The following is a 25,105-nucleotide window of genomic DNA, read 5'->3' on the forward strand; positions in this document are numbered from 1 at the left end:
GGCGGACGATCAGGCGTCCGCCGCCCAGCGGATCGCGTTTTCCAGCAGCCTGCGGTAATTCGGATTGTCGTAGGCGCCCGGACCGTCGCCGGGCTGCAGGTACACGAGCCGGCTGTTCATGACCTGCTTCGTCCAGCCGACAAGGTTGGATCCCGGCGGATGGTCCCACCCGTTGCGCTCGTACATCCGGCCGCCCACTGCCAGTTCCGCCGAGTAGAAGCGGTCGCGCGTGAACGGCATGTCCGCGCGCAGCAGGGGGGTGACATCGTCTTCGAAGACCTGCGCGAGGTAGGGCTCGTCGGTCAGTTCGAACCGGGGCGGCAGCCCCGCCGTGATGGGATGATCGGCAACGACCTCGATCTCGTAGGAGACATCGTGCGCGTAGCCGCTGTCGAGTACCTGCTTCCCTTGCACGGTCCCCGGACGATAGAGGAACTGGCCTCCGAGCCAATCGTGATAGTCACCCCACGTCGGCCAGCCTGCAAGCGCGTGGTGCAGTGCGACGATGCCGGTTCCAGCCTCAAGCAGCGCCGGCAGCCCCTCGCGCAGCACATCCGGCGGGTCGACGAAACGCAACGTGTTCTCGCCTCCGGTGAAGTCGAGGCCGGGCATGTCGTAAAGCACGAGAACGTCGAAACCGCGCATGCCATGCGGGGTCATCAGCCTCGAAGCGGCCGGCTGATCGACCATCGTGGCCGAGATGCCGTCCATTGCCTGGAACATGGCATCGAACACGGTTCGGTCGAACGGATGGCCGCGCACTGCGACGAGCGCCTGGATCGGCGCGCCGTACTCGATGATGGGCATGTCCCGCCTCCCTAGAGCTTGACGATGACCTTGCCGATGTTCTTGCCGGTCATCATCCGGTTGTAGGCGACAAGCGTGTTGTCGAGCCCTTCGGTCTCGTCGAAAGGAAGGAAGATGCGGTCTTCCCTGAGCCAGCCAAGCAGCGTTTCATAAAGTGCGGGACCACGCTCGGGCACATCCGGAATGAAAATGCCCTCCACGCGCAGGCGGTTCATCAGGATCTTGTCGAAGTGCTTGGGGCCGGGCATCGGTTCGTCGAGGTCGTAGCCCGCCACAAGGCCGCAGATGCCGATCCGCCCGCGCAGGGCCATGTTAGGCAGGACGGCGTCGAGAATCTCGCCGCCCACGTTCTCGAAGTACGCCGTCGGTTTTTCGCCAAAGCCCCGGATGGCCTTTGCTACATCCTCGTTCTTGTAGTCGATCGCCATTTCGCAGCCGATCTTCTCGACCAGGAAGCTGCACTTTTCCGGGCCACCGGCGATCCCGATAACGCGCGCGCCAAGATTGCGCCCCGCCTGGCAGGCCAGCATTCCCGTAGCTCCTGCAGCTGCCGAGACGACGAGAATATCGCCTTCCCCGATCCCGATCACGTCCTGCAGGCCATGGAGCGCCGTCCACCCGTTGAGGCCGAGCGCGCCGAAATGGTCGCGAATGTCCTCCACGCTCTCGTCGAGCGCTACCGCCCATGCCTCGTCGGGAACTATGGTCGAATAGTCGGCCCACTGGCCGAACGCGCGCATCATCGTGCCTTCGGGATACCGGTCGTCCCGGCTCTCGGTAACACGACCGATGGCAAGGCCGGCCATCGGCTGGCCGAGCGGCAGCGGCGGCTGGTAGCCGTCTTCGCGCGGCCCCATCCACATTCGGGTCCCGGCATCCATCGAAAGGTACTCGTTCCGTATACGGACCTGACCGTCTTCCAGCGGCGGCAACTCCCCGTCGACGAGGCTCAGCGCTGAATCGAAGTCGTTGCCTTCGGGGTTGCGATCAAGCCGCCAGTACCGGTTTTTCGTCATTCAGGGTGTCCTCTCCATGCGTTGCACAAATGCTACGGTCCTGTGCAATTCGGGCCACCTGTCACAACCGATAGGACGACTGCGTTGTCAAATTCTGTATCGGGCGTCCCAAGGCATAGGGTTTATGTCGTTATGGGAGGGTTTGATATGGCGAAAGTTTCGCTGAAGCCGGCATTGCTTGTCGGCAGCATTCTTGCACCGATCGTTTTTTCCGCGCCGGTTCACGCGCAGGTCGCGGCGTCGCCGGCGCCTGGTCAGACGGAAGACCGCGCATCCGAGGTGCTGCAGGGTTCCGCGCCGCAGGGCGGCCTTCAGGACATCGTCGTTACCGCGCGTAAGCGCGAGGAAAGCGTGCAGGACACGCCGGTCGCGGTTACCGCGATTTCCGAGGAAGTCATCCTCAACCGCGACGTGACCAGCGTCGAGAAGATCGCCGCCATCGCGCCGCAGTTCAACGTCGGCCGCGCCTCGAACGGTTCGGGTGCGCAGCTCACGCTTCGCGGCATCGGCTCTTCCTCGACCTCGATCGGCATTGAACAGTCGGTCGCGGTGGTCGTCGACGGCGCCTACTACGGTCAGGGCCGCATCATCAACGAAGGCTTCTTCGACCTGCAGCGGGTCGAAGTCCTAAAGGGTCCGCAGGCCCTGTTCTTCGGCAAGAACGCCACCGCCGGCGTGATCTCGCTCACCACCAACGATCCGGGGCCGGACCCCGAGTTCATCGTGCGCGCGGGCTACGAGTTCAAGGCGCAGCAGTACCGCCTCGAAGCGATCGCCTCGACCCCTCTGACCGATCGCCTCGGCTTCAGGCTGGCCGGCCGCTATTCCAAGATGGAAGGCGGCTACTACGACAACGTGAGCGTAGATCGTAACTACGCCACGTTCGACATCGCCACAGGGGTCACGACTTCGCACATCGCCCAGCCTTCGACGAGCGATCAGCCCGGCGAGGAAGAAATTCTCGCCCGCGCCACGCTGAAGTGGGAAGCGGACGACAACCTCACCGTAAGCCTCAAGGGCAGCTACAACCGCAACGAAGTTGCCAGTTCTTCGTGGAACTACGCCGCGTACGAATGCGGTCTTCCCAGCGGCAATTCCCAGCTGACCGGCTATCCGTGCGGTGAGGATTTCGTGACGCACCAGAACCGGATGCCCGCCGACATCGCGGCTGTGTTCCCGCTCGCGAAGAACGGCGGCGAGCTTTACAACGACTACGAGTCGTACGGCGTCACGCTCAACATGAACTACGACTCCGAGTATCTGAACATCTCGTCGGTCACGAACTACCAGCGCAACGACAACGCCTGGACCTGCGCGTGCGACTTCCAGTCGAGCGATGCCGGCACCTGGGCGACCGAGGATTCGAGCTGGGAAGCGGTATCGACCGAGTTCCGCGTGCTTTCGCAGCTCGACGGTCCGTTCAACTTCCTGCTCGGCGCGCTCTACCAGAAGACGAAGCGCGATTTCGAACAGTGGATCATGTTCGCCAACATCGAGGACAGCTCGCAGCCCGATAACCTGCGCTACGTCGCGACGTCGAAGACCAGCTACACGAACGGCGAGACTTTCGCAGTGTTCGGACAGGCAACGATCGAACTGCTGCCGACCCTCGAACTGGCCGGCGGCGTCCGCTACACCGACGAAACGAAGGACAGCTTCTTCGCCCAGCCTTACAACAACGCCGCGCTGACCGCGATCTTCCGTCCGGCCGACGCGCCGCTCGGCACGGTCACGGCCAGCCAGCACTTCAAGGACTGGTCGCCCGAAGCGACGCTGACCTGGAAGCCGCTTCCCGACCTGCTCGTATACGGCGCGTACAAGACCGCGTACAAGTCGGGCGGCTTCTCGAACGGTGGCATCAACTCGGGCTTCTCGAACGACCCGGAAGGTGACCTCACGTTCAATCCGGAGACCGTCGAAGGCTTCGAGATCGGCGTGAAGTCGACGATCCTCGACAACCAGCTGCGTCTCAACGCGACGATCTTCACCTATGACTACAACGATCTGCAGGTGGACTTCTTCAACTCGCCGATCTTCGCGTTCCAGACGCTCACGGCCGATGCGCGCACCCGCGGCGTCGAGGTCGAGTTCGAGTTCGCGCCGCGCTCGGTCTACGGCCTCAACGTGTATGGCTCGATCAACTACACCGAAGCCGAGTACACCGACTTCGACGAAGGTCCGTGCTACGCCGGCCAGACGCCTGCCGAGGGCTGTACGCCACTTGGCCCGATCACCTCGCGTCAGAACCTCACCGGTACCGAGCTGTCGGTTGCGCCGGAATGGACCGGAAACCTTGGCGTGTCCTACGATATGGCGGTGGGTGCCGATTACATGATCGGCTTCAACGCCGATGCGCGCTACTCGGGTTCGTACCTTGCCTCGGGCTTCGGCAATCCGCTTTCGAAGCAGGACAGCTACGTCACGCTCGATGCCGGTGTGCGCTTCGGCGCCGAAGACGGCAACTGGCAGATCGCGGTCATCGGCAAGAACCTCACCAACGAGTTCTACGTGACCGGCGTGGTCGACGGTCCGTCGACCGGTGGCGGCACCGGTACGCCCGACGGCATCAAGGCCGACCAGCTCGGCTTCGGCAGCGTGCCCCGCACCGTCATGGTCGAACTGACCAAGCGGTTCTGAGCCGGATTGCTCGCAAAAAGAAAGGCGGGGCATTGCGCCCCGCCTTTTTTGTATCCGGAACCCGCTTGATCGAATGCGGGTCTCAAGTGCCGAAGATCAGAGGCCCTTGGGCGCGACCTGCTTGTGAATGTTCTTGAAGAAGCGCTTGGAAAAGTACCAGCGACCGTCGATCTTGACGCATTCGTCGTCGTACTCGCCCATGTCGCGTACGGTGTTGCCTTCCTGGTCATAGACTTCGGAGGTGTAACTGCGCATCTTTGCTCGATTACCTTCGATTTCAATCGTGCCGGGCCAAGCGACGAACTTCACTCCGGGAAACTGCTTCATGGCGGCGGTCCACAGGTTGACGATGTTTTCCCTGCCTTTCTGCGCAGGAAACTCCGGGTAGTCGGGCATCGCCCACTCGCTGTCTTCCGCCCAGGTCGATCCCCACGCATCCGCATCGCGCTGCATGACGGCGTCGGCGTAGGTTTCCAGCAATTCGCGGATGGCGAGGCGGTCTTCGAAGGGTCCTTTAAATGCCATTGGCTCTCTCTCCCGTATAATGAGGCGAGCGGAGCCTAGACCTGTCGACCCGCCCCGATACTGTGAATTTCAGCAGGTATCGCCGGTTCAGCCGACGGGCAGCTCTTCCATCCCTGGCGGTTCGTTGGGCACGGAGACTTCGATCGATCCGTTTTCGACGCGCACCGGAAACGAACGCAGGTCCTTGTAGGCGCCGCCGATGCACTTTCCGGTTGCGAGTTCGAAGCGGGCGCCGTGCAGGGGGCACATGATCGCGCCGCGCCTGATCCGGCCTCCGGAAAGCAGCGCTGCCTGGTGCGTGCACCGATCGTTCACAGCGTGATAGCCTGCGTCGGTCTTGCCGACCAGGACGTACCAGCCGTCCACCTTCGTGGCGAGCTTGCCGTCTTCGGGAAACTCGTCCTCGGAAATCAGGGTCTGCCAGTTCTCGCTCAAAACGTGCCTCTCTGTGATCTGTTGTGCCCTTTAGCTGGCCCGGTAGCTGCACGAACGCTATACATAACGCTAGCTATCGGATTTGTGCCCGAATGCAGACATTCGCGCCGCAACGCAACTCTGGGAGAGCATCGTGGACCAAGCAGAAATGAAAGTCGCCGTCGAACAACTCTATGCGCTGTCGCAGGCCGGCGATTGGGACAAGGTTGCCGAGATGGTCCATGACGACCTCTTCATCACCGAAGCTCCCGGACTTCCGATGGAGGGCGTGTACCGGGGCAAGCACGCACTGCGCGACCTTTTCACCAAGGTTTTCGGCATGCTCGAGATCACCAGCGTCGACTTCGTGGACACGACCTATGGTGAGGACTGGGCCGTGGCCATCCTGCAGATGAACTTTGCCGATGGCACGTCTGCTGATTTGTGCGAAGCCTTCCGCTTCCGCGATGGTAAGCTCGCCGAGATCAAGCCCTTCTATTTCGATCAGGCTCCGGTCCGCGCCGCAGCGGAAGCGAGCCAGAAGGCCTGATTACACCATCGTTTCCGGGCGGACGATGCGATCGTATTCGTCCGCCGATACGCGCCCACTGGCGATCGCGGCCTCGCGCAGGGTTTTGCCTTCCTTGTGCGCGGCCTTCGCGATCGCGGCTGCGTTGTCATATCCGATATGCGGCGCAAGAGCGGTCACCAGCATGAGCGACCGCTCGACCAAATCCGCGATGTTGTCGCGCCGCGGTTCGAGACCTTCGAGCAGGTTCGCGGTGAAGCTTGCAGCGGCATCGCCCATGAGCCTGGCCGACTGCAGGAAGGCGTAAGCCATCACCGGACGGTAGACGTTGAGTTCGAACTGCCCCTGGCTGTCCGCGAAAGTCAGCGTCGTGTGGTTTCCGAAGACCTGCGCGCAGACCTGTGTCATCGCCTCGCACTGCGTCGGGTTGACCTTGCCCGGCATGATCGACGACCCCGGTTCGTTTTCGGGCAGTGCAAGCTCGCCAAGGCCCGATCTCGGCCCCGATCCCAGGAAGCGGATGTCGTTCGCGATCTTGTAAAGGCTCGCGGCAGCCGTGTTGATCGCTCCGTGGCAGAACAGGAGGGCGTCCTGTGCCGCCAGCGCCTCGAACTTGTTCGGCGCGCTTGTAAAGTCGAGCGCGGTCGCGGTGCTGATTTCCCGTGCCATACCTTCGGCAAAGCCTTCGGGCGCGTTCAGCCCGGTCCCGACCGCCGTTCCGCCCTGAGCAAGTTGCAGGATGCCCGGCAAGGCCAGCTCTATACGTTCGATCGCATTGCCGACCTGGGCCGCGTAGCCGGAGAACTCCTGCCCGAGAGTCAGTGGCACCGCGTCCTGCGTGTGCGTCCGTCCGATCTTGACGATTTCGCCCCATGCCCGGGCTTTCCCGTCCAGTGCACCGTGCAAGCCCCGCAAGGCCGGCAGCAGCGAACGCGAAATCTCTGTCGCTGCGGCGATGTGGATCGCGGTCGGGAACGTGTCGTTGGAAGACTGGCTGCGATTGACGTGATCGTTCGGGTGGACGGGAATCTTCTCCCCCGCCCTGCCTCCGAGAATCTGGTTGGCCCGGTTGGCGATCACCTCGTTCGCATTCATGTTGCTCTGGGTGCCCGACCCGGTCTGCCAGACTACCAGCGGGAAGTGATCGTCGAGGTGTCCTTCGACGACCTCCGTGGCTGCCTGTCCAATCGCGTCGGCAAGGCGGCCCTCGAGGTTGCCGAGCCTCGCATTGGTCCGGGCCGCCGCTCGCTTTACGATCCCGAGTGCCCGGATGACCGGGACCGGCATCCGCTCGTCGCCGATCCGGAAGTTCCGGAGCGAGCGCTGGGTTTGCGCGCCCCACAGCCTGTCGGCGGGAACCTCGATGTCTCCCATGGTGTCGGTTTCGGTTCGCGTGTCTGCCATGCTCGATCCCCGTTCGGTCGTCGTGTCCTGTCGCTTGTCCAACACCCGGTGCCATCCCTCGTTCCGGTAAGCCTTCCGGGTAAATCGTGGAACATCTTCGCTCGCGCTTGGCAATCCGCTGCTCTACGCCCTATCTCGCGCTGCGGAGGTACTCATGACGACACACACAACGAAAATGCTGATTATCGGATCGGGTCCGGCCGGACTTTCCGCGGCGATCTATGGCGCGCGCGCAGGCATGGAACCGATCGTCGTGCAGGGGCTCCAGCCCGGTGGACAGCTTACCATTACCACCGATGTCGAGAACTATCCCGGCTTCCGCGATGTCATCCAGGGGCCGTGGCTGATGGAGGAAATGCAGGCGCAGGCCGAACATGTCGGAACGCGGATGATCTGGGATACTATTACCTCGGTAGACCTCGAGGGATCGAAGTTCCGCGCCGAAGGCGACTCCGGCGACGTCTATGAAGGCGACACGCTGGTGATCGCAACCGGCGCGCAGGCGAAATGGCTGGGCGTACCGGGCGAGCAGGAACTGTCGGGCAAGGGAGTCTCGGCTTGTGCGACATGCGACGGTTTCTTCTATCGCGGCAAGAAGGTGGTGGTGATCGGCGGCGGCAACACGGCGGTCGAGGAAGCGCTCTACCTCACCAATCACAGCCCCGATGTAACCCTGATCCATCGCCGCGATTCGCTTCGCGCCGAAAAGATCCTGCAGGATCGCTTGCTGGCTCATCCCAACATCAAGGTACTCTGGAACAAGGTGGTCGAGCGCTTCGTCGCCGGCGAGGACGGGATGCTGAACAAGGTCGAGCTCATGGACACCGAGACCGGCGAGAAAAGCGACTTCATGACCGAAGGCGGTTTCGTCGCGATCGGCCATGCCCCCTCGACCGAGTTGTTCAAGGGCAAGCTCGAGATGGACGATTCCGGGTACCTGATCGTCGAACCGGGCACGCCGAAAACCGCAGTTCCCGGCGTATTCGCATGTGGCGACGTGATGGACCATGTGTACCGGCAGGCCGTAACCGCCGCCGGTACCGGCTGCATGGCCGCGCTCGATGCCGAGCGCTACCTGGCCGAAAGGGAATTCGAGGCGGAGAAGCGGGCGCTCACCGACAGCTAGGTGGCCAGCGCCCCGAGCAGCCTTTGCACCAGCCATTCACGCGCGTGCGGTTCGACATAGCTGTGTGTGGCATCGGGGCAGCGCTCGATCTGCGGATCGGACCTGTCCCAGGTCGAGAGGAACGCCTGTGCCGTGCGATCGCGCTCGGCAACGAGGAAGCGCACGTTGCCTTGGTAGCGCGCAATGCCAGACTTCATCGCTTCCGCAAGCGATGTCGGGGGCGGGGGCGGGCGCAGAGCGCCGAGCAGCGATCCCGCCAGCCTTCTCGGTGAGACCTTGCCGGTAAAGAGGCGCTTCACCGCCGCCGGATCGGCGAGGCGGCGCTTGTAGTGGTCGCGCAGCGCTTCCGGCGAAGGGGCGGCGTCGTCCTGCTCGATCGTCCAGGGATTCGAAAGCGCCAACGCATCGCATCCGGCACCCTCAGCCAGCATCAGCGCGCTGGCGGCGTCGCAATTGCCGAAACCCACTACGCGGCGCACGTCCGGGCATTCACGGCGCAAGGTCGAAAGCGCCGCAGCGATGTCGGCTGCGCTGGACCGGAACTCGCCGTTCGCGCCCTCGCTGTCGCCTGTTCCGCGCCGGTCGAAGCGGAAGACGGGATAGCCTTCGCCCGACAGGCGCGCCGCCAGCCACGACTGTCCGCCCCAGGCTCCCGCGCGTACCTCGTTGCCACCCGTGACGATCAGCAGCGCCGATCGTGCGCCACCCTCGTCGAGCGTACCTGCAAGGCGCGAGCCTTCGCATTCGAAAGCGACGTGGCGCCGCGTCATTGGCGTATTCCGATGGCGATCGTGGCTGCAAGCGCATCGGCCTGATTCGCGCTCTCCGAAGGTTCCGCCCGCATCCACAGGCCGCTTCCGCCAACGGTTTCCTGTTCGATTGCCGTCAGATCGGACGATGCCGTGGGCTCGAGCGCATTCAGTCCGGCAAAGAGGTCCGCGCCGAGATCGTAACCCGCCAGTGTGATGCCGCCGGTTTCCGCCAGCGACACAAGTTCGCTCCGGCTTTCCTCCCTGCCGATTTCGCGAGAGACCAGGATCCGGGCCCGCATCATCTGCCGGAGGATATTCGCTCCCCTGACAGGCGCATAGAGCCAGCCCGGAAGCATGTCCGGGACGAGGAGGCAGCCGCCGCGGACACCAAGAACGTGCGTCGCTCCGAAATGGCTCACAGCGGAACGGACTGCTGTTTTCCAGCCATCGATCGTCTGGCCGAGGAGTGGTTGCAGGCTCTCGTTCGTTCCGGGCAGATCGGGCAGCATGCTGTCGATACCTGCCGCATCGAGCCGTCGCATGGTTTCTACTGTAAGCCTGCGCATCCGGTTCGCTTCATCGAAAAGCGCCGGCACGATAAGCAGTCGGCCGGTGCGTTCCTTGTCGAAGGCGAGCGCATATTCCTGCGCCGTTTCGCCTCCCGGAAGGGGGCATGGCCATGTCTGCGGGGTCACGCCTCGGCGCGCTTGGCCTCGGCGAATGCGAGGAGCGAGCCGTATGTCTCCAGCAATTCGCCGTCGATCTCGTCGTCTTCGATAAGGATGTCGAGCCGGTCCTCCATCTCGGTGAGGAGGCCTGCGACTGCCATCGAATCGAGCTCGGGCAAGTGTCCGAAAAGCCCGGTTTCAGCATCGAAAGTCTCGGCCTGCCCGGGCTTCAGGCCCAGTACGTCGGTCAGGATCCGACGCAACTGCAGGTCAATATCGCTGTGCATGGGCCCCCCTAAAGGCACATGGGATCGGAAAGGCCCGCGCTCTAGCCGCGCTTGCCGATGTCGGCAAGCCGTCGCAGACCGGACCGCGCGAAGACGAGCCAGTTCTGCGGAGCGAGCGGACGATACATGTCCAGCCGGTAGCGGGGCCGGACCTCTTCCATCCAGTCACGCTTGTAGCCATCGTCGCCGGTGCCGAAATCCACGAGGTCGACGCGGTCGACGTCGATCACGTGCCGGAACAGTGCCGCCGACAGGACGGTACCGGGCGAAAGCGCCCTTGCGGCCTCGAGATGGGCAAGCTTGTGGATGAATGCGGTGCCGCCTTCAACGGTCCACATCTGTGAGGCAATGGCCTCGCCGCCTGCCCGGGCGATCCCGAGCCTGAGCCGCCCGGCCTTGGCCTCGGCCATGGCGAAAGCCCGGAGAAATTCGGGCGAGCCTTCCTCGGGCTTCCACGACTGTCGGTAGATCGCTTCGTAGGCGTTCCAGACCTCGTGGTCGAAGTGGTTGAGCACGACGGCATCGACCTTGCCGGACTTGCGCTTCAGGGTGGTACGCAGACGGCCCGGCCTCGCGGCGAGATAGTCTGTGTAGCTGCGACCGGCAACGTTCAGGATGTGGTTCACATCGCACTGTTCGCGCCGGACGGTCCATCCCGCCGACCTGAAGGCTCGCTCGATCAGGTCGGCGCTCCGGTCCTCGTTCGGAACACCGCCGAGTACGATCCGGTGCGACCTGTCGGCAAGGTCGGCGGCGATCGCCGCCATCAGCGCCTCGCGGTCCGCGCCTGCGGACGCAACCGGACGCAACCGGAACGTGTACCAGTTCGCCATTCCCTCGAGATGGGAATTTGTATCTTCGAGCGGCAGCACCAGGTATCCCGCCTCGGACCGCGCAACGACGATCCTTGGCGACTTGCCGCAATGGGTCGCCAGCATCTGCCACCATTCGAGCCGGTCGAACGGAGCCGCGCCGGAACCTTCGCCCAGCACGCGGGCAAGTGCGGCATCGGATTGCACTTCCTTAAGATCGGCGTGATACTCGACTGCGACCATTCGCGTTTCCCTGACTTCGGAGCCATCCTTGCCCGTGCGCGGCGACACCGACACCACGATCCTGCCGCTCGACCACCTCGTCCTTCGCGGGAACGGCAGCGCGCCGGCGCTCGTGCTGCGCGGCCAAACCCTTACCTTCGAGGACTTAAGAACCCGTGTCTCCCGCCTTGCGGGCTGGCTCGCCGATATGGTGCGCGAACCCGGCGCCCGCGTCGCGAGCTGGGCGGCCAAGGGCGAGCTGACATGCCTCATGCCGCTCGCCGCGGCGCGCGCCGGGTTCGTCCACGTGCCGATCAACCCTCTCCTGAAGCGGGCGCAAGTCGCGCATATCCTGTCGGACAGCGGAGCGGGCATGCTCATCGGAACGCCCGCGCGGCTTGCCTCTCTGGACGAAGGTGATGTTCCCGATGGCTGCGTCGTCGTTGCAGAGGACGATGCGCTGGCGCTCGCTGAAGCAGCAGGGGCGATGCCGCCGTCGAGCGCGAATCCTGCCGATCTTGTCGCGATCCTTTATACCAGTGGCTCCACCGGAAAGCCCAAGGGCGTCATGCTCAGTCACGCCAATCTCTGGCTGGGTGCGGAAAGCGTCGCGACCTACCTCCGTCTGGACGAGTCCGATGTGACGCTCGCGGTCCTGCCATTCGCGTTCGATTATGGGCAGAACCAGCTCCTGTCGGCCTGGTATTCCGGCGGAAGTGTCGTTCCGCTCGATTACCTGACGCCGCGCGACGTCATGAAGGCGGTCGGCCGACACGACGTGACCACTCTTGCCGCCGTTCCGCCGCTGTGGATACAGCTTGCGGAGCTCGAATGGGCCGGGCCCGTTGCGGCAAAACTCAGGCGACTGACCAACAGCGGCGGCGCACTCACGGCGGGGCTGGTCCGCCGGTTGCGCGCCCTCTTTCCGGAGGCGCGAGTGTTTCCGATGTACGGGCTGACCGAGGCATTCCGCTCGACCTTTCTCGATCCCGACCTCGTCGACAACCATCCGACTTCGATCGGCAAGGCCATCCCGCATGCCGAAATCCTTGTTGTCGACGATCGGGGGCAAGTCGCCGCGCCTGACAAGGAGGGCGAACTCGTCCACTGCGGCCCGCTGGTCGCGCAAGGCTACTGGCAGGACCCGTCGCGGACGGCGGAGCGTTTTCGACCGGCACCGGAGGCATCGCGATATGGCGGCACCGCTGTCTGGTCGGGCGACAGGGTCCGGCGTGACGCGCTGGGCCTGCTACACTTCGTCGGCAGGCGCGATGCGATGATCAAGAGTGCCGGGAACAGAATCAGCCCGCAGGAGGTCGAGGAAGCGGCGCTTGCCACCGGACTCGTCGCCGAAGCGGTAGCGCTTGGGATTCCCGATGAGCGCCTCGGACAGGCGGTCCACCTTGTTGTCAGGGCAACGTCCGGTGGTTCGGAAGCGTCTTCAGAATTGTCGCGCAAGCTTATGCAGGAATTGCCGAATTTCATGCAACCCAAGGTCATCCACTGGCGCGATGCGTTGCCTGTCGGCCCCAACGGAAAGGTCGACCGCATGGCGCTCATGAAAGAGATCGCGCCGTGAAGAAGCTAGGGCCTGTCCCGAAGGATTTCACTTCAGTCGGCGGCGTGCTCGCAGTTGGCGGTGTGCCGGTGACCGAGCTCGTGGAGCAAGCCGGGGGGACGCCGGTGTTCATCTATTCGGCCGACATGATCCGCTCCCGGATAGCCGACCTGAGAGCGGCGATGCCGAATAGGATATCGTTACATTATGCAGTGAAAGCAAATCCTTACAGGCCATTACTTCAGGTAATGTCCGAACTCGTGGACGGCTTCGATATCGCATCGGGCGGAGAACTGGAGATCGTTCGCGAGGCAGGGATCGATCCTGCTATCGTGAGCTTCGCCGGGCCGGGAAAGCGCGATGCGGAACTCGAAGCGGCGATCCGGTCGGGCGTCACGCTCAACATCGAGTCCGAGGGCGAGGCGAACAGGGCGCTTGGCATTGCAAACCGGCTGGGCCTGACGCCGCGCCTTGCGATAAGGGTCAATCCCGATTTCGATCTCAAGGGTTCGGGCATGAAGATGGGCGGCGGCGCCAAGCCGTTCGGCATCGATGCAGAAAGGGTCCCAGCGCTGTCGCGAAGTGTCATCGAAAGCGGTGCGGAATGGCGCGGCTTTCACATCTTCGCCGGCAGCCAGGCGCTCGATGCCGAGGCCATTGCCGCTACGCAGGCGCAAACGCTGGAGCTGGCCGCGCGCCTCGCAAAGGAAACCGGGCATCCGCTTCCGCACTGCAACCTGGGCGGGGGCTTCGGCATTCCGTATTTCCCGGGGGACGATACTCTCGATATTTCATTTATTGGAAGGGCCTTGAGCGAGAAACTGCAGGCCTTGCCTGAGGTTCTGCGCGAGACGCGCTTTTGCCTCGAGCTGGGTCGCTACCTCGTCGGCGAAGCGGGTGTCTACGTCGCTCGCATCGTCGACCGCAAGGATAGCCACGGCGAGGTGTTCCTGATCACCGATGGCGGCCTTCATCACCAGCTGGCTGCCTCGGGCAATTTCGGCACCGTCGTTCGCCGCAACTATCCCTCGGCCATCGCGACCCGTTTCGATGCCGAACCCGAAGAGGAAGCCAGCATCGTCGGTTGCCTGTGCACGCCGCTCGACCGGCTTGCGGACAAGGGGGGCTTCCCAAGGGCCGACAGGGGCGATCTCGTCGCGGTCTTCTGTGCCGGTGCCTATGGCGCGACAGCCAGTCCCGCCAACTTCCTCGGCCAGGGACCTGCGCGCGAGATCCTCGTAGATGCTGCCGCGTAAGCTGACCGACAAACCCCGGTAACGATTGGGTTTTCGCCTGTCCCGTAACGGGACCCGCGCGAAATTGCCGTTTAAGGCTAACGCAATGTTCACCCTTTTTCCCGATAGCGAGGGCTGAATTCGTCGCACTTCGCACCGGGAAACCTCAACTGCCCGAGCGAAGCGCGACGCAGTTGAGGGACTGACAATGACAGACAACCGCCTGACCCGCATGCTCGCCGGAAGCGCGATGGCCGCGCTCGCCCTTGGCGGATGCGCCTCCACCGCATCCGGGCCCCAGCTGCCGCCCGCCTCGTTCGTGGCGCTGCAGGAAGGCCCCGGCGAGGAGTACGTGATCGGCCCGCTCGACGAGCTGACGGTTTTCGTCTGGCGCAATCCGGAACTCGGCGCCGAAGTTCAGGTCCGTCCCGACGGACGCATCACCACGCCCCTGATCACCGACATGCCGGCAGTGGGCAAGACCCCCTCGATGCTGGCCGAAGACATCAAGCTCCAGCTCTCGCAATACATCGAGGAGCCGATCGTTTCGGTGATCGTGAACAAGTTTGCCGGCACGTTCAGCCAGCAGGTTCGCGTCGTCGGCGCGACCGAGAAACCGGCCTCGTTGCCGTTCCGCGCCAACATGACGCTGCTCGATGCGATGATCGCGGTCGGCGGGCTCTCCGAATACGCATCGGGTAATCGCGCGCGGCTCATCCGCTTCGACAAGGAGCAGGGCCGCCAGCGAGAGTACGCGCTGCGCCTCGGCGACCTGCTCAAGAAGGGCGACAGCAAGGCGAACGTCATGCTGAACCCCGGCGACGTCATCATCATCCCCGAAAGCATGTTCTGAGCGAGATGGAGACCGGGACCGGCCTATGAATTCGCTCTACGACGAAGCGCTTTCAGCGCTGCACAGCGTCTGGCATCGCAGGTGGATAGCACTTGCGGTCGCCTGGGGTGTGTGCCTGCTGGGCTGGCTGGCCGTGGCGATGGTGCCCAACAGCTACGAATCGCGCTCCAGGATCTTCGTCCAGCTCGACGATGCCCTCGCCGAGCAGGTCGGTATCGGCGTTGCCGACAGAAAGCGCGACATCGAGCGTATTCGCCAGACGCTGACGAGCGCGGTCAACCTTGAAAAGGTGGTTCGCTCGACGCGTATCGGCGACACGATCAATTCGCCCAAGGACATGGAAGCGGCCGTTCTGGAGCTTGCCAAGGACATCAAGGTCGTCAGCCAGCAGGACAACCTGTTCGAGATTTCCGCCGTTTCGAATGACGGCTCTCTGTCCGATGCCGAGAATGCGGCCCTCGCGCAGGACGTCGTCCAGAAGATGATCGACATCTTCCGCGAGGAAAACCTCGCCGGAAATCGCGGCGAGATGACCGAGACCCTCGAATTCGTGAACCAGCAGCTCGCCCAGCGCGAGAAGGAACTGGAAGTCGCCGAGCAGCGCCGCCTGACCTTCGAGGCCGAGCATCCCGAGATGATCCAGGGCGGTGCGGCCAACCAGGCCCGGCTCGAAGCCTCGCGAAGCGAGTTGCGCAACGTCGACGCTGACCTTGCAGCGGCCCAGAGCGCGCTGGCGGCGATCGGCGGCCAGATCTCCGGTACGCCCAGGATGCTGCCCGGTGCGGCTCCGGTAGGTTCGCGGGCCTCGCTCGCCAAGGCGCAAGGCGAGCTGGCGGCAATGCGCTCGCGCGGCCTTACCGATAGCCATCCGGACATCATCGCGCTCAAGAACCAGATCGCGACCCTGCAATCGGCAGTGCAGAACGAGGCTTCCAGCGTCTCGGGCATGCCCAATCCCGCGTATTCGTCGCTCCAGTCGATCCAGGCCGAGCGCGAGGCCAACGTCCAGGCGTTGCAGGCGCGGCGAGCGGCGTTGCAGGCCGACATCGCCTCGCTCACCGCCACCGCGATCAACAATCCCGAAGTCGCTGCCGAGGCGCAGCGGATCGGCCGCGACTACGATGTCCTGCGGCAGCAATACGACAAGCTGCTTCGCGACCGTGAGGAACTGCGCCTGCGGGGCGAGATCAAGACCGAGAGGGAAGCGGTGAAATTCGAAGTCGTGGATCCCCCGACGACTCCGCGCAGCCCGGTCGCGCCGAACCGTCCCATCCTGTTGCTTGCGGTGCTCGTGGCCGGCCTCGGTGCAGGTGCCGGCGCAGCTTTCGCCATCGGTCAGCTCCGCTCGACATTCGCAACGACTGCCAAGCTCGAAAAGTCCACCGGCCTTCCCGTACTCGGCGCGATCTCGCGCACTCTGACCGAAGCCAAGCGCGAACTGCGCCGCAAGCGCCAGCGTTATTTTTACGCTGCGACTGCGGGCCTCGGCGTCGTTTTCGCGCTGCTGCTGGCGGTCGAATTCATCCAGCGCGGCACGGTGGCCTGAGGGGGTAAGCATGACCAAACAGAGCAAGATCCCCGTGCCACCTGAAGGCGAGAAGGCGGAAAGGGCGGCCGAGACGCTCATCGAGCGGGCCGTGGGCCGCTACGACCTCAACCGGCTGGCCCCGTCGCCCGTTCCTCAGGCATTGGCGCCGGCGCGTCCGAAGCCGGCCATGCGCCATCGCGCGCCTGAAACGCCCGAAGCGCCACTCGAAGAACCTGCGGTCGTGACGGAGCCTGTGAAGGCGACCCCGCCCGCACCGGTGGTGGAGCCGGTCCGCTTCACCGGCGAGGCGCACGCGATCGACCGCGAGCATCTTCGCGCGCAGGGCCTGATCGTTCCCGAAGGCATCGTCACCGGGCTGATGGAAGAGTTTCGCATCGTGAAGCGCCAGCTTCTCGCCCAGTCGGCGGACCTCCGCCGGCAGTCGAAAGGTGCTGCGGCCCAGCGCATCCTCGTCTGCTCGCCGCATCCCGGCGAAGGCAAGACCTACTGCTCGGTCAACCTTGCGCTGGCAATGGCGGCTGAGAAGGAAAGCGACGTCCTTCTGGTCGATGCCGACTTCGCCAAGCCCTCGATCCTGAGCGCGCTCGGCCTTCCGGGGGGGCCGGGGCTCATGGACGCACTTATCGATGGCGAAGCCGATGTGGCTGACTTCGTTCTGAACACCGACGTACCGGGATTGCACGTTCTCCCGGCAGGCAACGGTACCAATTCCGATAGCGAATACCTTTCCTCGTCGCGGACCGGCAAGGTTCTGGAACGGCTGACGCAAGGCGCGCCCAATCGGATGGTGATCTTCGATTCTCCGCCAGCGCTGGCCGCTTCACCGGCGGCGGAACTCGCGAAGTACGTGGGGCAGTCGGTTGTCGTCGTACGCGCCGACCGGACGGGGCAGGGCGCGCTCGAGGATGCGATCTCGCTGCTTTCGGCCTGCCCGAACATCGAGCTTCTGCTCAACGCAGTCAATTTCAGCCCGAGCGGTCGCCGCTTCGGGTCCTACTACGGGTACGGGGGATGACCATGAGGGCACGCCTTCCTTTCGGCCTTGCGGCTTTCTGCGCCGCTGCCGCCCTCGCGCTGCCGGGCGTGGCACACGGCCAGTCCATTCCATACGGCAGCGTTTCCGGAGGGGGAGACGCTCCGGCCGCATCCCCGGACGGCGGCGGCAAGGAGCGCGGTTCTCGCGGCAACGGGGGCAAGCGAACCTACGTCACGCCGTATATCGAAGCCGCGCAGGTCGTCACCGCGGAGCTTTCGCCTGGTAACGATGTCCTGACCTACACGCGTCTCGCCGCCGGGGTCGATGCCGGCATCTCGGGTCGCAATTCGGCGGCGTCGATTTCGGCACGCTACGAGCGGGTGATCGGCTGGGGCGACGAGGCCGAGGATGCCGACATCGTCAGCGGCGTCGCTCGCGGTTACGTGGCGGTCGCGCCGGGAGTCCAGCTCGATGCCGGCGCGCTTGCCACGCGTACCCGCGTCGACAGCGGATCGCCGGTCGCGGGTTTCGGCGACGACGACCAGGTGACCCAGATATACTCGCTCTATGCCGGACCTTCGGTTTCGACTTACGCGGGCGATGTCGCGCTCAGTGCCAATTACCATGTCGGCTACACCAAGGTCGAACAGCCCGACGCATTCGTCGCGGCGCCGGGCGGCGAGGCGGTCGACGTGTTCGACGACAGCATTTCGCATTCGGCCAGCGTGCGCGCAGGCGTGAAGCCCTACGAGGTCCTCCCCGTCGGTATCGCGGCAGGCGCGAGCTATTATCGCGAAGACATTTCCAATCTGGACCAGCGCGTCGAAGATCTCATGGCCCGCGTCGACCTCACGCTTCCCGTCAGCCAGACGGTCGCCTTGGTTGGCGGAGTTGGTTACGAGGACGTTGAGATTTCGAGCCGCGACGCCCTGCGCGATGCGGACGGCGTCCCCGTCATCGGAAATGACGGACGCTACGTCACCGACAAGAGCGAGCCGCGCTCCATCGCATACGACACGAGCGGCTTCATCTGGGATGCCGGCGTAATCTGGCGTCCGAGCCGCCGAACCGCGCTTGAGGCGCACGTCGGCCGCCGTTACGGCGCGACAAGCGTCTACGGCAGCTTCGCCTACGCGCCGAGCCCGCGATCCTCGCTCAATGTCTCGGTTTACGACAATGTCGCCGGTTTCGGTGGGCAGGTAACGCGGGCATTGTTCGACCTTACGCCCGAGTTCAGCGTCGTGCGCAATCCGCTCAGCGGCGATCTTCTCGGCTGCGTGGCGCCGGTGCAGGGTGAGGGCGGTGCAGAAGGCGTCGGCAGCAATTGCCTCAACAGCGGGCTCGGCTCGATCCGCTCGGCGACATTTCGCGCTCGCGGGGTGATGGCAAGCTATGCGATCGATCTTGGCCGGATCGGCGCCGGCATCGGTGCCGGATACGACCGGCGCAAGTTCCTCGCCGCGCCCGGGACGATCCTCGCATCCGCGAACGGGGTGATCGACGAGAACTACTGGTTGTCCGCTTATCTCAACGGTCGCATCGACCAGGAATCGGGCTATTCGGCGAACATCTACGCCAACTGGTTCGAAACCGGAGCGGGCTTCGGTGGCGATGCCACCTCGCTGGGGGCTACTGCAGCCTATTACCGGTATCTGACCGAACACCTCTCGGCGAATGCCGCGCTCGGTATCGACGGGGTGAACCGCGACGATCCTTACGAAGACTTCTGGACCGCGTCGGCGCTGGTGGGCGTCCGCTACAGCTTTTGAGCAGGGGTAGAACGATGTTCGACGACTTTTATGGACTGACCGGGCGGCCTTTCCAGCTTACGCCAGACCCGGCCTTCTATTTCGAGAGCCTGACGCACCGCAAGGCGCTGTCTTACCTGGGATACGGCCTCGCGCAGGGCGAGGGCTTCGTGGTCATTACCGGCGAGGTAGGGGCGGGCAAGTCCACGCTCGTCGCGCATCTCATGGCAACGATCGATCCCGCCCGCCTCACTGCGGCGCAGGTCGTGACGAGCAAGCTCGACGGCGAGGAACTCGTGCACGTCGTGGCGCAGTCGTTCGGCCTGATGGTCGAGGGGCACGACAAGGCTTCGGCCCTCGGCCAGATCGAAAGCTTCCTGCACGAGGAAGCACGCGCGGGACGCAGGTGCCTGCTGATCGTCGATGAATCGCAGAACCTCTCGATCGATGCGCTCGAGGAATTGCGGATGCTGTCGAACTTCCAGCTCGGTTCGCACCCGCTTCTCCAGACACTCCTGCTGGGCCAGCCGGAATTCCGCACGACGCTCCTCGAGCATCCCGATCTCGACCAGCTTCGCCAGCGCGTGATCGCCACGCACCACCTTGAGGCGATGCAGCCCAAGGAAGTCCAGCCCTATATCGAGCACCGCATGAAGTGCGTCGGGTGGGACGGCAATCCGGCTTTCGACCAGCGCGTCTTCGCCGAGATACATACCGTCACCGGCGGCGTGCCGCGCCGTATCAACCAGATTCTCAACCGCCTGCTCCTGCTTGGCGCGGTCGACGAGCGTACGCGGATCGACGGGGCGATGCTCAAGCAGGTTGTCGAGGAACTGGGCGAGGACGGCACGCCGACGCCGCTTCCGACCGGATCGAAAACGGCGGCGACCGCCTCGCTGGCCGAAACCGATACCCCGGAAACCGAAGCGGAAGCTGCCGAGCCGGCTCTCGCAACCATGGCCGCCGAGCAGATCGAGGCAGCGCTTGCCGAGCGTGACGCGCAGATCGCCGAACTCCAGCAGGCCGTGATCGAACTGGCCAACTCCATCGAGGAAGTGCCCGAACCGCAGGCTCCCGACACTTCGGCCGCGCAGGAGATCGCCGCGCTGTCCGAGAAGCTGTCGGCGATGGAGGCCCGCGTCATGGAGCAGGACCGCACCATTCGCCACACGCTGACCATGCTGATCGAGTGGATCGAGACCGACGACTATCATCGCGCCGCGGCCTGACCGGGGCCGGGAGGTATCGAAGTGCAGGCCTTCACGCCTACCAACGGCCTTTCGGTCGATGTGGAGGACTGGTTCCAGGTCGGCGCGTTCGAGGATGTGATCGAGCGCGGCAGCTGGGACCAGTTGACCGACCGCGTCGAGCGCAATTGCGATGCCATCCTGCAGATGTTCGCCGATGCCGACGTGCATGCCACCTTCTTCACGCTGGGCTGGGTGGCGCAGCGCCATCCAGACCTGATGCGCAGGATCGCCGGTGAGGGCCACGAACTCGCCAGCCACGGCTGGGATCACGCGCGCGTCTTCCGGCTGGGTCGCGAGGCATTCGAGCAGGATATCGAGCGCAGCAAGAAGACGCTGGAAGACATCGCGGGAGTGCGGGTAACCGGCTATCGCGCGCCGAGCTTCTCGATCGACCAGCGTACGCCGTGGGCCTACATGACGCTGGCCGAGCAGGGCTTCGAATACAGTTCGAGCGTCGCTCCGGTCGCACACGATCACTACGGGTGGCGCGATGCGCCGCGCTTCGCCTTCCGCCCACTTCCCTGGTCCGACCTCGTCGAGGTGCCGGTTACGACGGCCACGTTCGCCGGACGCAGGCTGGCTGCGGGTGGCGGTGGATTCTTTCGCGTCCTCCCCTACGGCTTCTCGCGCTGGGCGATCAGGCAGGTAATCCGCCGAGAGGGGCGCCCGGCCGTATTCTACTTCCATCCCTGGGAGATAGATCCCGAACAACCGCGCGTCGCCGGCGCCTCTGCCCGTTCGCGCTTTCGTCACTACACGAACCTCGATTGCATGGCCGACAAGCTTCGCCAGCTTATCGACGAATTCCAGTGGGGTCGGATGGACGTCCTCGCGGCACGGGAGGCGGCACGGGCCGTCACGCTTGCGGCATGAATGCCCCCTTCGTCCTCTCGCGCGACGGTATCCGGCTCGCCGACCTGCGCGATCCGCTCGAATGCGCGCGTATCGACGCGTTCCTGGCCGAGCGGGACGATTCGAGCCCGTTCCACGGTCCGAAATGGCTTTGCGCCGTGGCCGAAAGCACAGGCAACCGTGCAGGTGCCCTCGTTGACGAAGCGCGCGGCGCAATTCGCGCTTACCTTCCGTTCAACGAGATACATTCGCCGATCTTCGGGCGGGTCCTCGCCTCCAGCGGCTTCGCGGTCGGCGGGGGCCTGCTGACGGAGGCGCCCGACAAGGCCGAAAAACTGTTCGCTGCCGCGCGGGAACTGGCAGAGCGCCAGTCCTGCCCCAGTATCGAACTTCGCGGCGGCGCGCTTCCGCAAGGGCGCGACGGCTGGCATGTCCAGACCGCATCGCACTGCAATTTCGACCGCGAGCTTGCGACCGACGAAGAGGCCGAATTAAAGGCTATCCCGCGCAAGCAGCGTGCCGAGGTTCGCAAGGGCCTCAATGCCGACCTCGAAGTCCGCACCGGCACTACGCCTGCCGATCGGGAAGCGCATTACGGGGTTTATGCCGAGAGCGTGCGCAATCTCGGGACCCCGGTATTCCCGAAATCGCTGTTCGACGCAGTGCTCGACGCATTCGGTGATGCCGCCGACATCCTTACCGTGGCTCACGAAGGCAAGGCGGTTGCAAGCGTCCTGTCGCTCTATCATCGCGGAACCGTGATGCCGTACTGGGGCGGAGGTACCTGGGACGCCCGGCGGCTGCGCGCGAACGAGCGAATGTATTTCGAACTGATGCTCCATGCCCGGCGGCGCGGGTGTACCCGTTTCGATTTCGGACGCTCGAAGACGGATAGCGGGGCTTACTACTTCAAGAAGAACTGGGGTTTCGAACCTGCGCCCCTGGCTTACGCGGCCTGGACGGCGCCGGGATTCGATCCGCGAGATGCCAATCCATCGAGCGCTAGGCACCGCTTGCAGGTCGCCGCCTGGCAGAAGTTGCCGCTGAGAGTTGCGAACGGGCTGGGACCCTTCATCGCACGCGGCCTCGGCTAATGGGCGAAATCCTCTTCATCGCGCACCGGGTACCTTTCCCGCCGGACCGTGGCGACAAGATCCGTTCGCATCACATACTCAAAAAGCTTGCCGGCCTGGCACCGGTTCACGTCGCGACCTTCGGCGAGGACGAACGCGACATGGCCGCGCAGGCCGAGCTCGCTGTTATCGCGGCAAGCCATCGCCTGGTCCGGCGCTCCAAGCCGCTGGCGCTCGCGGGCGTCGAAGCGTTGATGCGCGGACGGCCCGTTTCGGTCGCGGCGTTCCACAGCCGTGCGCTTCAAGGCTACATCGACGAGCTGCTCGCCACGAGGCCCGTTACAGCCATCTACGTCTTCTCGGGCCAGATGGGGCAGTATGTCCCGGACGATTTCGGCGGACGCGTGATCGTGGATCTCGTCGATGTCGATTCCGCCAAGTTCGAAGCCTACGCCCAAAGCGGCTCGGGACCGATGCGTTTCGTCAACGCGCGCGAAGGACGATTACTCCGCAACGAAGAGGCACGGCTCAGCGGACGTGCCGACCGCGTGACGCTGATTAGCCGCGCCGAAGCCGAACTGTTCGCATCCCGCTTGCCAATGACCGTTTGCGAGCAATCGCGGATCAGTGTGCTCGGAAACGGCATAGACAGCGTGTTTTTCGATCCCGCAAAGGTACGCTGCGAACCGCGCCTCGCTGAACTGCCGGGTCCGCGGATCGTTTTCACGGGCCAGATGGACTATGCGCCGAACGTCGCAGCCGCTTTCCGCGCGATGGACGAAATTCTGCCCCGGATCCGGCAAAGCTTTCCAGACGCCAGCCTTCATATCGTCGGCCGCAATCCGCCCGCCCGCCTGAGCGCTCGTGACGGAGCAGGCGGGGTCCACGTGTGGGGCGCCGTCGAGGATATGCGGACGTGGCTGAAGGGCGCGGACCTTGCGCTCGTCCCGCTTTCGCTGGCGCGCGGCGTGCAGAACAAGGTGCTCGAGGCGATGGCCATGGAACTCCCGTTGGTGCTGACGCCGGAAGCGGCAACGGGCATCGATGCGGCCGACGGGCGGGATTTCGCAATTGCCGAAAGCGACACGGATATTGCGACGACGGCCATCGAATTGCTCGAGGACGAGCCAAGGGCCACCGCGATGGGCTCCTCGGCCCGTCGCTTCGTGGTAGAGCACGTCAGCTGGGACGCATCGCTCACCGCACTTGCGGAGATCGTCGGCCTTGCAGGAGGACCTGCCCGTCATGCGGCTTGAGACGTTGCCGGATCGACGGGATATCGCCGGAGCGCTTTCGCGCGTGCCGGATGCCTGGCGCGCGCCGTTGCTGCAACTCGGCGCATGCTGGCTGCTGCTGATCGCTCTATTCTGGTCCGACTGGTCCGACATGGCGGGCCAGTGGTGGAATTCGTCCACTTTCAACCACATCCTCCTCGTCCCGCCGATCCTTGGCTGGCTGGCGTGGCAGCGCGCCCCGCAACTGGCGCGGTTGCGGCCCGGTGGGTGGTGGCCGGGGCTTCTGCTCTGCGCCGGCGCTCTTGCGGTTTGGCTGCTCGGGGCCTTTTCAGGCCTTTCGATCGCGCGACAGTTCGGGGCGGTTACCTTGCTCATCGGGTCGGCGCTGACGCTGCTCGGGCCCAAGGTCGGGAAGGGGCTGGCGTTTCCGCTCGGTTACATGCTGCTGCTCGTGCCGTTCGGCGACGAACTCGTTCCCGCGCTGCAGATGCTGACCGCAGACATCACAATCGCGCTCGTAACGGCAAGCGGCATTCCGGCGGTGATAGAGGGCGTCTTCATCGATACGCCTGCGGGGCTTTTCGAAGTGGCCGAGGCATGTTCGGGCGTGAAGTTCCTCATCGCCATGATCGCCTTCGGACTGCTCGTTGCGAATGTCTGCTTCCTGTCGTGGACCCGGCGGGTCCTGTTCCTCGTCGCCTGCATGGTGGTGCCGATCCTTGCCAACGGAGTGCGGGCATGGGCGACGGTCTATGCGGCGCAGATATTCGGGATCGAGGCTGCGGCAGGCTTCGATCACATCGTCTATGGCTGGGTCTTCTTCGCCATCGTGCTGGCCATCGTCCTTGCAGCATCCTGGCGGTTTTTCGACCGGCCGATCGAGGACCCGATGATCGATGCGCAAGCCATTGCTCGTTCTCCTGTCTTCGACCGTCTGGCGGGTCTGCGGATTCGCCCGCTCCACGCGGTTGCAGTGCTTGTTGCGATGGTCGCTGCCATCCTTTTGTGGGCGCGGGCAGCGGACGCCCTGGCCGCCGACCTTCCGCAACGGATCGCGCTTCCGCAAGTCGAAGGCTGGACCCGTGTGGACTACGAACCGACCGTCTGGTGGGAGCCGAGAGCAACCGGAGCCGACCATCGGCTCCTGGGCCGCTATCGCGACGCAACCGGGCGGGAAGTGGACGTATTCGTGGCGCTCTATGCATCGCAGGGAGAGGGACGCGAGGCGGGCGGCTTCGGAGAAGGTGCGCTCATGCCCGAAAGCGACTGGGCCTGGCTGGCTGCCGGTCCGGGTGTCGAGCATGGCAAGAGCGAGCAGCTTCTCGCATTCGGTCGGACCGGTCGCCTCGCGCAGACGCACTACCGCACCGGAGACATGACGACCGGCAGCAATGTCCGGCTCAAACTGGACGTGATGGCCGACCGCTTGCTGCTGAAAGAGAAGCCGACGACGATGCTCATTCTCTCGACCGAGGAGAAATCCGGCTATCCCGCTGGTGAGGCATTACGGAGCTTCCGCAGCGCCATGGGTCCGCTCGACGAGTGGATGGACCGCGTGGCAGGCCTCCGCTAGGCAC

General features: G+C 64.3%; 23 protein-coding genes. 14 read left to right on the forward strand and 9 right to left on the reverse strand.

The window, feature by feature from the left end; translation table 11 throughout:
* Window positions 1-9: 9 nt before the first annotated feature.
* Together FHS75_RS01835 and FHS75_RS01840 are read right to left on the reverse strand one after the other, a co-directional pair.
* Window positions 10-807, reverse strand: a complete 798-nt coding sequence (locus FHS75_RS01835) for a ThuA domain-containing protein (RefSeq protein WP_179406018.1) — start codon at window positions 805-807, stop codon at window positions 10-12.
* An 11-nt stretch (window positions 808-818) separates the two neighbouring features.
* Entirely contained in the window at window positions 819-1,823 is a 1,005-nt protein-coding gene (locus tag FHS75_RS01840; RefSeq protein ID WP_179406019.1) for an NADP-dependent oxidoreductase, read from the reverse strand.
* Between the two features lie 147 nt (window positions 1,824-1,970).
* Between FHS75_RS01840 and FHS75_RS01845 the strand changes: the two genes are divergently transcribed.
* Window positions 1,971-4,460 carry a TonB-dependent receptor gene (locus FHS75_RS01845; protein WP_179406020.1) on the forward strand — a complete coding sequence of 830 codons (2,490 nt, stop codon included), beginning with the start codon at window positions 1,971-1,973 and terminating at the stop codon, window positions 4,458-4,460.
* A 96-nt stretch (window positions 4,461-4,556) separates the two neighbouring features.
* On the opposite strand, the gene FHS75_RS01850 is transcribed toward FHS75_RS01845, so the two are convergent.
* Together FHS75_RS01850 and FHS75_RS01855 are read right to left on the reverse strand one after the other, a co-directional pair.
* A complete protein-coding gene (locus FHS75_RS01850; protein ID WP_179406021.1) occupies window positions 4,557-4,985 on the reverse strand; it encodes a nuclear transport factor 2 family protein in 429 nt (142 codons plus the stop codon).
* Between the two features lie 87 nt (window positions 4,986-5,072).
* Window positions 5,073-5,420: a Rieske (2Fe-2S) protein gene (locus FHS75_RS01855; protein WP_179406022.1), complete on the reverse strand. Its 348-nt coding sequence runs from the start codon at window positions 5,418-5,420 to the stop codon at window positions 5,073-5,075.
* 133 nt (window positions 5,421-5,553) lie between these two features.
* Here FHS75_RS01855 and FHS75_RS01860 point away from each other — a divergent pair, with 133 nt between their 5' ends.
* Complete coding sequence (locus tag FHS75_RS01860) at window positions 5,554-5,949, forward strand: nuclear transport factor 2 family protein (RefSeq protein WP_229735459.1); 396 nt, start codon at window positions 5,554-5,556, stop codon at window positions 5,947-5,949.
* Here FHS75_RS01860 and fumC read toward each other — a convergent pair whose 3' ends face one another.
* Window positions 5,950-7,332, reverse strand: a complete 1,383-nt coding sequence (fumC, locus tag FHS75_RS01865; RefSeq protein WP_179406023.1) for a class II fumarate hydratase — start codon at window positions 7,330-7,332, stop codon at window positions 5,950-5,952.
* A gap of 154 nt (window positions 7,333-7,486) precedes the next feature.
* Between fumC and trxB the strand changes: the two genes are divergently transcribed.
* Entirely contained in the window at window positions 7,487-8,458 is a 972-nt protein-coding gene (gene trxB / locus FHS75_RS01870) for a thioredoxin-disulfide reductase (protein ID WP_179406024.1), read from the forward strand.
* Here the strand turns inward: trxB and FHS75_RS01875 are convergent.
* The 4 genes from FHS75_RS01875 to FHS75_RS01890 are packed head-to-tail and all read right to left on the reverse strand — an operon-like array spanning window position 8,455 to window position 11,220.
* Entirely contained in the window at window positions 8,455-9,228 is a 774-nt protein-coding gene (locus FHS75_RS01875) for a hydrolase 1, exosortase A system-associated (protein WP_179406025.1), read from the reverse strand. The genes trxB and FHS75_RS01875 overlap by 4 nt on opposite strands.
* Window positions 9,225-9,905 carry an alpha/beta hydrolase family protein gene (locus FHS75_RS01880; protein ID WP_179406026.1) on the reverse strand — a complete coding sequence of 227 codons (681 nt, stop codon included), beginning with the start codon at window positions 9,903-9,905 and terminating at the stop codon, window positions 9,225-9,227. Before FHS75_RS01880 ends, FHS75_RS01875 begins: the two co-directional genes overlap by 4 nt.
* Window positions 9,902-10,165, reverse strand: coding sequence for an acyl carrier protein (locus tag FHS75_RS01885; RefSeq protein ID WP_179406027.1), 264 nt, complete (start codon window positions 10,163-10,165; stop codon window positions 9,902-9,904). Before FHS75_RS01885 ends, FHS75_RS01880 begins: the two co-directional genes overlap by 4 nt.
* A 41-nt stretch (window positions 10,166-10,206) precedes the next feature.
* The gene (locus FHS75_RS01890) at window positions 10,207-11,220 is read right to left on the reverse strand and encodes a GNAT family N-acetyltransferase (RefSeq protein ID WP_179406028.1); all 1,014 of its coding nucleotides are present in this window, start codon (window positions 11,218-11,220) and stop codon (window positions 10,207-10,209) included.
* A 34-nt stretch (window positions 11,221-11,254) separates the two neighbouring features.
* On the opposite strand from FHS75_RS01890, the gene FHS75_RS01895 reads away from it, so the two are divergent.
* From FHS75_RS01895 to xrtA, 11 genes are all read left to right on the forward strand, one after another.
* Window positions 11,255-12,778, forward strand: a complete 1,524-nt coding sequence (locus tag FHS75_RS01895) for an acyl-CoA ligase (AMP-forming), exosortase A system-associated (protein ID WP_179406530.1) — start codon at window positions 11,255-11,257, stop codon at window positions 12,776-12,778.
* Window positions 12,775-14,013 (forward strand): pyridoxal-dependent decarboxylase, exosortase A system-associated, encoded by a 1,239-nt coding sequence (locus FHS75_RS01900; protein ID WP_179406029.1) that lies wholly within the window; start codon window positions 12,775-12,777, stop codon window positions 14,011-14,013. The genes FHS75_RS01895 and FHS75_RS01900 overlap by 4 nt, the downstream gene beginning before the upstream one ends.
* Before the next feature lie 187 nt (window positions 14,014-14,200).
* On the forward strand, window positions 14,201-14,845 hold the full coding sequence (locus tag FHS75_RS01905; protein ID WP_179406030.1) for an XrtA/PEP-CTERM system exopolysaccharide export protein: 645 nt from the start codon (window positions 14,201-14,203) through the stop codon (window positions 14,843-14,845).
* A gap of 25 nt (window positions 14,846-14,870) precedes the next feature.
* The gene (locus FHS75_RS01910; protein ID WP_179406031.1) at window positions 14,871-16,391 is read left to right on the forward strand and encodes an XrtA system polysaccharide chain length determinant; all 1,521 of its coding nucleotides are present in this window, start codon (window positions 14,871-14,873) and stop codon (window positions 16,389-16,391) included.
* Between the two features lie 10 nt (window positions 16,392-16,401).
* Entirely contained in the window at window positions 16,402-17,409 is a 1,008-nt protein-coding gene (locus tag FHS75_RS01915) for an AAA family ATPase (RefSeq protein ID WP_179406032.1), read from the forward strand.
* A gap of 2 nt (window positions 17,410-17,411) precedes the next feature.
* Window positions 17,412-19,139, forward strand: a complete 1,728-nt coding sequence (locus tag FHS75_RS01920; protein WP_179406033.1) for a preprotein translocase subunit YajC — start codon at window positions 17,412-17,414, stop codon at window positions 19,137-19,139.
* 14 nt (window positions 19,140-19,153) lie between these two features.
* The gene (locus tag FHS75_RS01925) at window positions 19,154-20,347 is read left to right on the forward strand and encodes an XrtA/PEP-CTERM system-associated ATPase (RefSeq protein WP_179406034.1); all 1,194 of its coding nucleotides are present in this window, start codon (window positions 19,154-19,156) and stop codon (window positions 20,345-20,347) included.
* Between the two features lie 21 nt (window positions 20,348-20,368).
* Window positions 20,369-21,241, forward strand: coding sequence for an XrtA system polysaccharide deacetylase (locus FHS75_RS01930; protein WP_179406035.1), 873 nt, complete (start codon window positions 20,369-20,371; stop codon window positions 21,239-21,241).
* Window positions 21,238-22,314 (forward strand): FemAB family XrtA/PEP-CTERM system-associated protein, encoded by a 1,077-nt coding sequence (locus tag FHS75_RS01935; protein ID WP_179406036.1) that lies wholly within the window; start codon window positions 21,238-21,240, stop codon window positions 22,312-22,314. The genes FHS75_RS01930 and FHS75_RS01935 overlap by 4 nt, the downstream gene beginning before the upstream one ends.
* A complete protein-coding gene (locus FHS75_RS01940) occupies window positions 22,314-23,549 on the forward strand; it encodes a TIGR03087 family PEP-CTERM/XrtA system glycosyltransferase (protein WP_179406037.1) in 1,236 nt (411 codons plus the stop codon). Before FHS75_RS01935 ends, FHS75_RS01940 begins: the two co-directional genes overlap by 1 nt.
* Window positions 23,539-25,101 (forward strand): exosortase A, encoded by a 1,563-nt coding sequence (gene xrtA / locus FHS75_RS01945; RefSeq protein WP_179406038.1) that lies wholly within the window; start codon window positions 23,539-23,541, stop codon window positions 25,099-25,101. Before FHS75_RS01940 ends, xrtA begins: the two co-directional genes overlap by 11 nt.
* Window positions 25,102-25,105 lie beyond the last annotated feature (4 nt).

Source organism: Novosphingobium marinum (assembly GCF_013408095.1).
Taxonomy (GTDB): Bacteria; Pseudomonadota; Alphaproteobacteria; order Sphingomonadales; family Sphingomonadaceae; genus Novosphingobium; species Novosphingobium marinum.

Excerpts from the sequence above, each read along its gene's own strand:
- FHS75_RS01835 (WP_179406018.1), bottom strand. The coding sequence starts at position 807 with ATGCCCATCATCGAGTACGGCGCGCCGATCCAGGCGCTCGTCGCAGTG.
- FHS75_RS01840 (WP_179406019.1), bottom strand. The coding sequence starts at position 1,823 with ATGACGAAAAACCGGTACTGGCGGCTTGATCGCAACCCCGAAGGCAAC.
- FHS75_RS01845 (WP_179406020.1), top strand. The coding sequence starts at position 1,971 with ATGGCGAAAGTTTCGCTGAAGCCGGCATTGCTTGTCGGCAGCATTCTT.
- FHS75_RS01850 (WP_179406021.1), bottom strand. The coding sequence starts at position 4,985 with ATGGCATTTAAAGGACCCTTCGAAGACCGCCTCGCCATCCGCGAATTG.
- fumC (WP_179406023.1), bottom strand. The coding sequence starts at position 7,332 with ATGGCAGACACGCGAACCGAAACCGACACCATGGGAGACATCGAGGTT.
- trxB (WP_179406024.1), top strand. The coding sequence starts at position 7,487 with ATGACGACACACACAACGAAAATGCTGATTATCGGATCGGGTCCGGCC.
- FHS75_RS01875 (WP_179406025.1), bottom strand. The coding sequence starts at position 9,228 with ATGACGCGGCGCCACGTCGCTTTCGAATGCGAAGGCTCGCGCCTTGCA.
- FHS75_RS01885 (WP_179406027.1), bottom strand. The coding sequence starts at position 10,165 with ATGCACAGCGATATTGACCTGCAGTTGCGTCGGATCCTGACCGACGTA.
- FHS75_RS01890 (WP_179406028.1), bottom strand. The coding sequence starts at position 11,220 with ATGGTCGCAGTCGAGTATCACGCCGATCTTAAGGAAGTGCAATCCGAT.
- FHS75_RS01905 (WP_179406030.1), top strand. The coding sequence starts at position 14,201 with ATGACAGACAACCGCCTGACCCGCATGCTCGCCGGAAGCGCGATGGCC.
- FHS75_RS01910 (WP_179406031.1), top strand. The coding sequence starts at position 14,871 with ATGAATTCGCTCTACGACGAAGCGCTTTCAGCGCTGCACAGCGTCTGG.
- FHS75_RS01915 (WP_179406032.1), top strand. The coding sequence starts at position 16,402 with ATGACCAAACAGAGCAAGATCCCCGTGCCACCTGAAGGCGAGAAGGCG.
- FHS75_RS01920 (WP_179406033.1), top strand. The coding sequence starts at position 17,412 with ATGAGGGCACGCCTTCCTTTCGGCCTTGCGGCTTTCTGCGCCGCTGCC.
- FHS75_RS01925 (WP_179406034.1), top strand. The coding sequence starts at position 19,154 with ATGTTCGACGACTTTTATGGACTGACCGGGCGGCCTTTCCAGCTTACG.
- FHS75_RS01935 (WP_179406036.1), top strand. The coding sequence starts at position 21,238 with ATGAATGCCCCCTTCGTCCTCTCGCGCGACGGTATCCGGCTCGCCGAC.
- FHS75_RS01940 (WP_179406037.1), top strand. The coding sequence starts at position 22,314 with ATGGGCGAAATCCTCTTCATCGCGCACCGGGTACCTTTCCCGCCGGAC.
- xrtA (WP_179406038.1), top strand. The coding sequence starts at position 23,539 with ATGCGGCTTGAGACGTTGCCGGATCGACGGGATATCGCCGGAGCGCTT.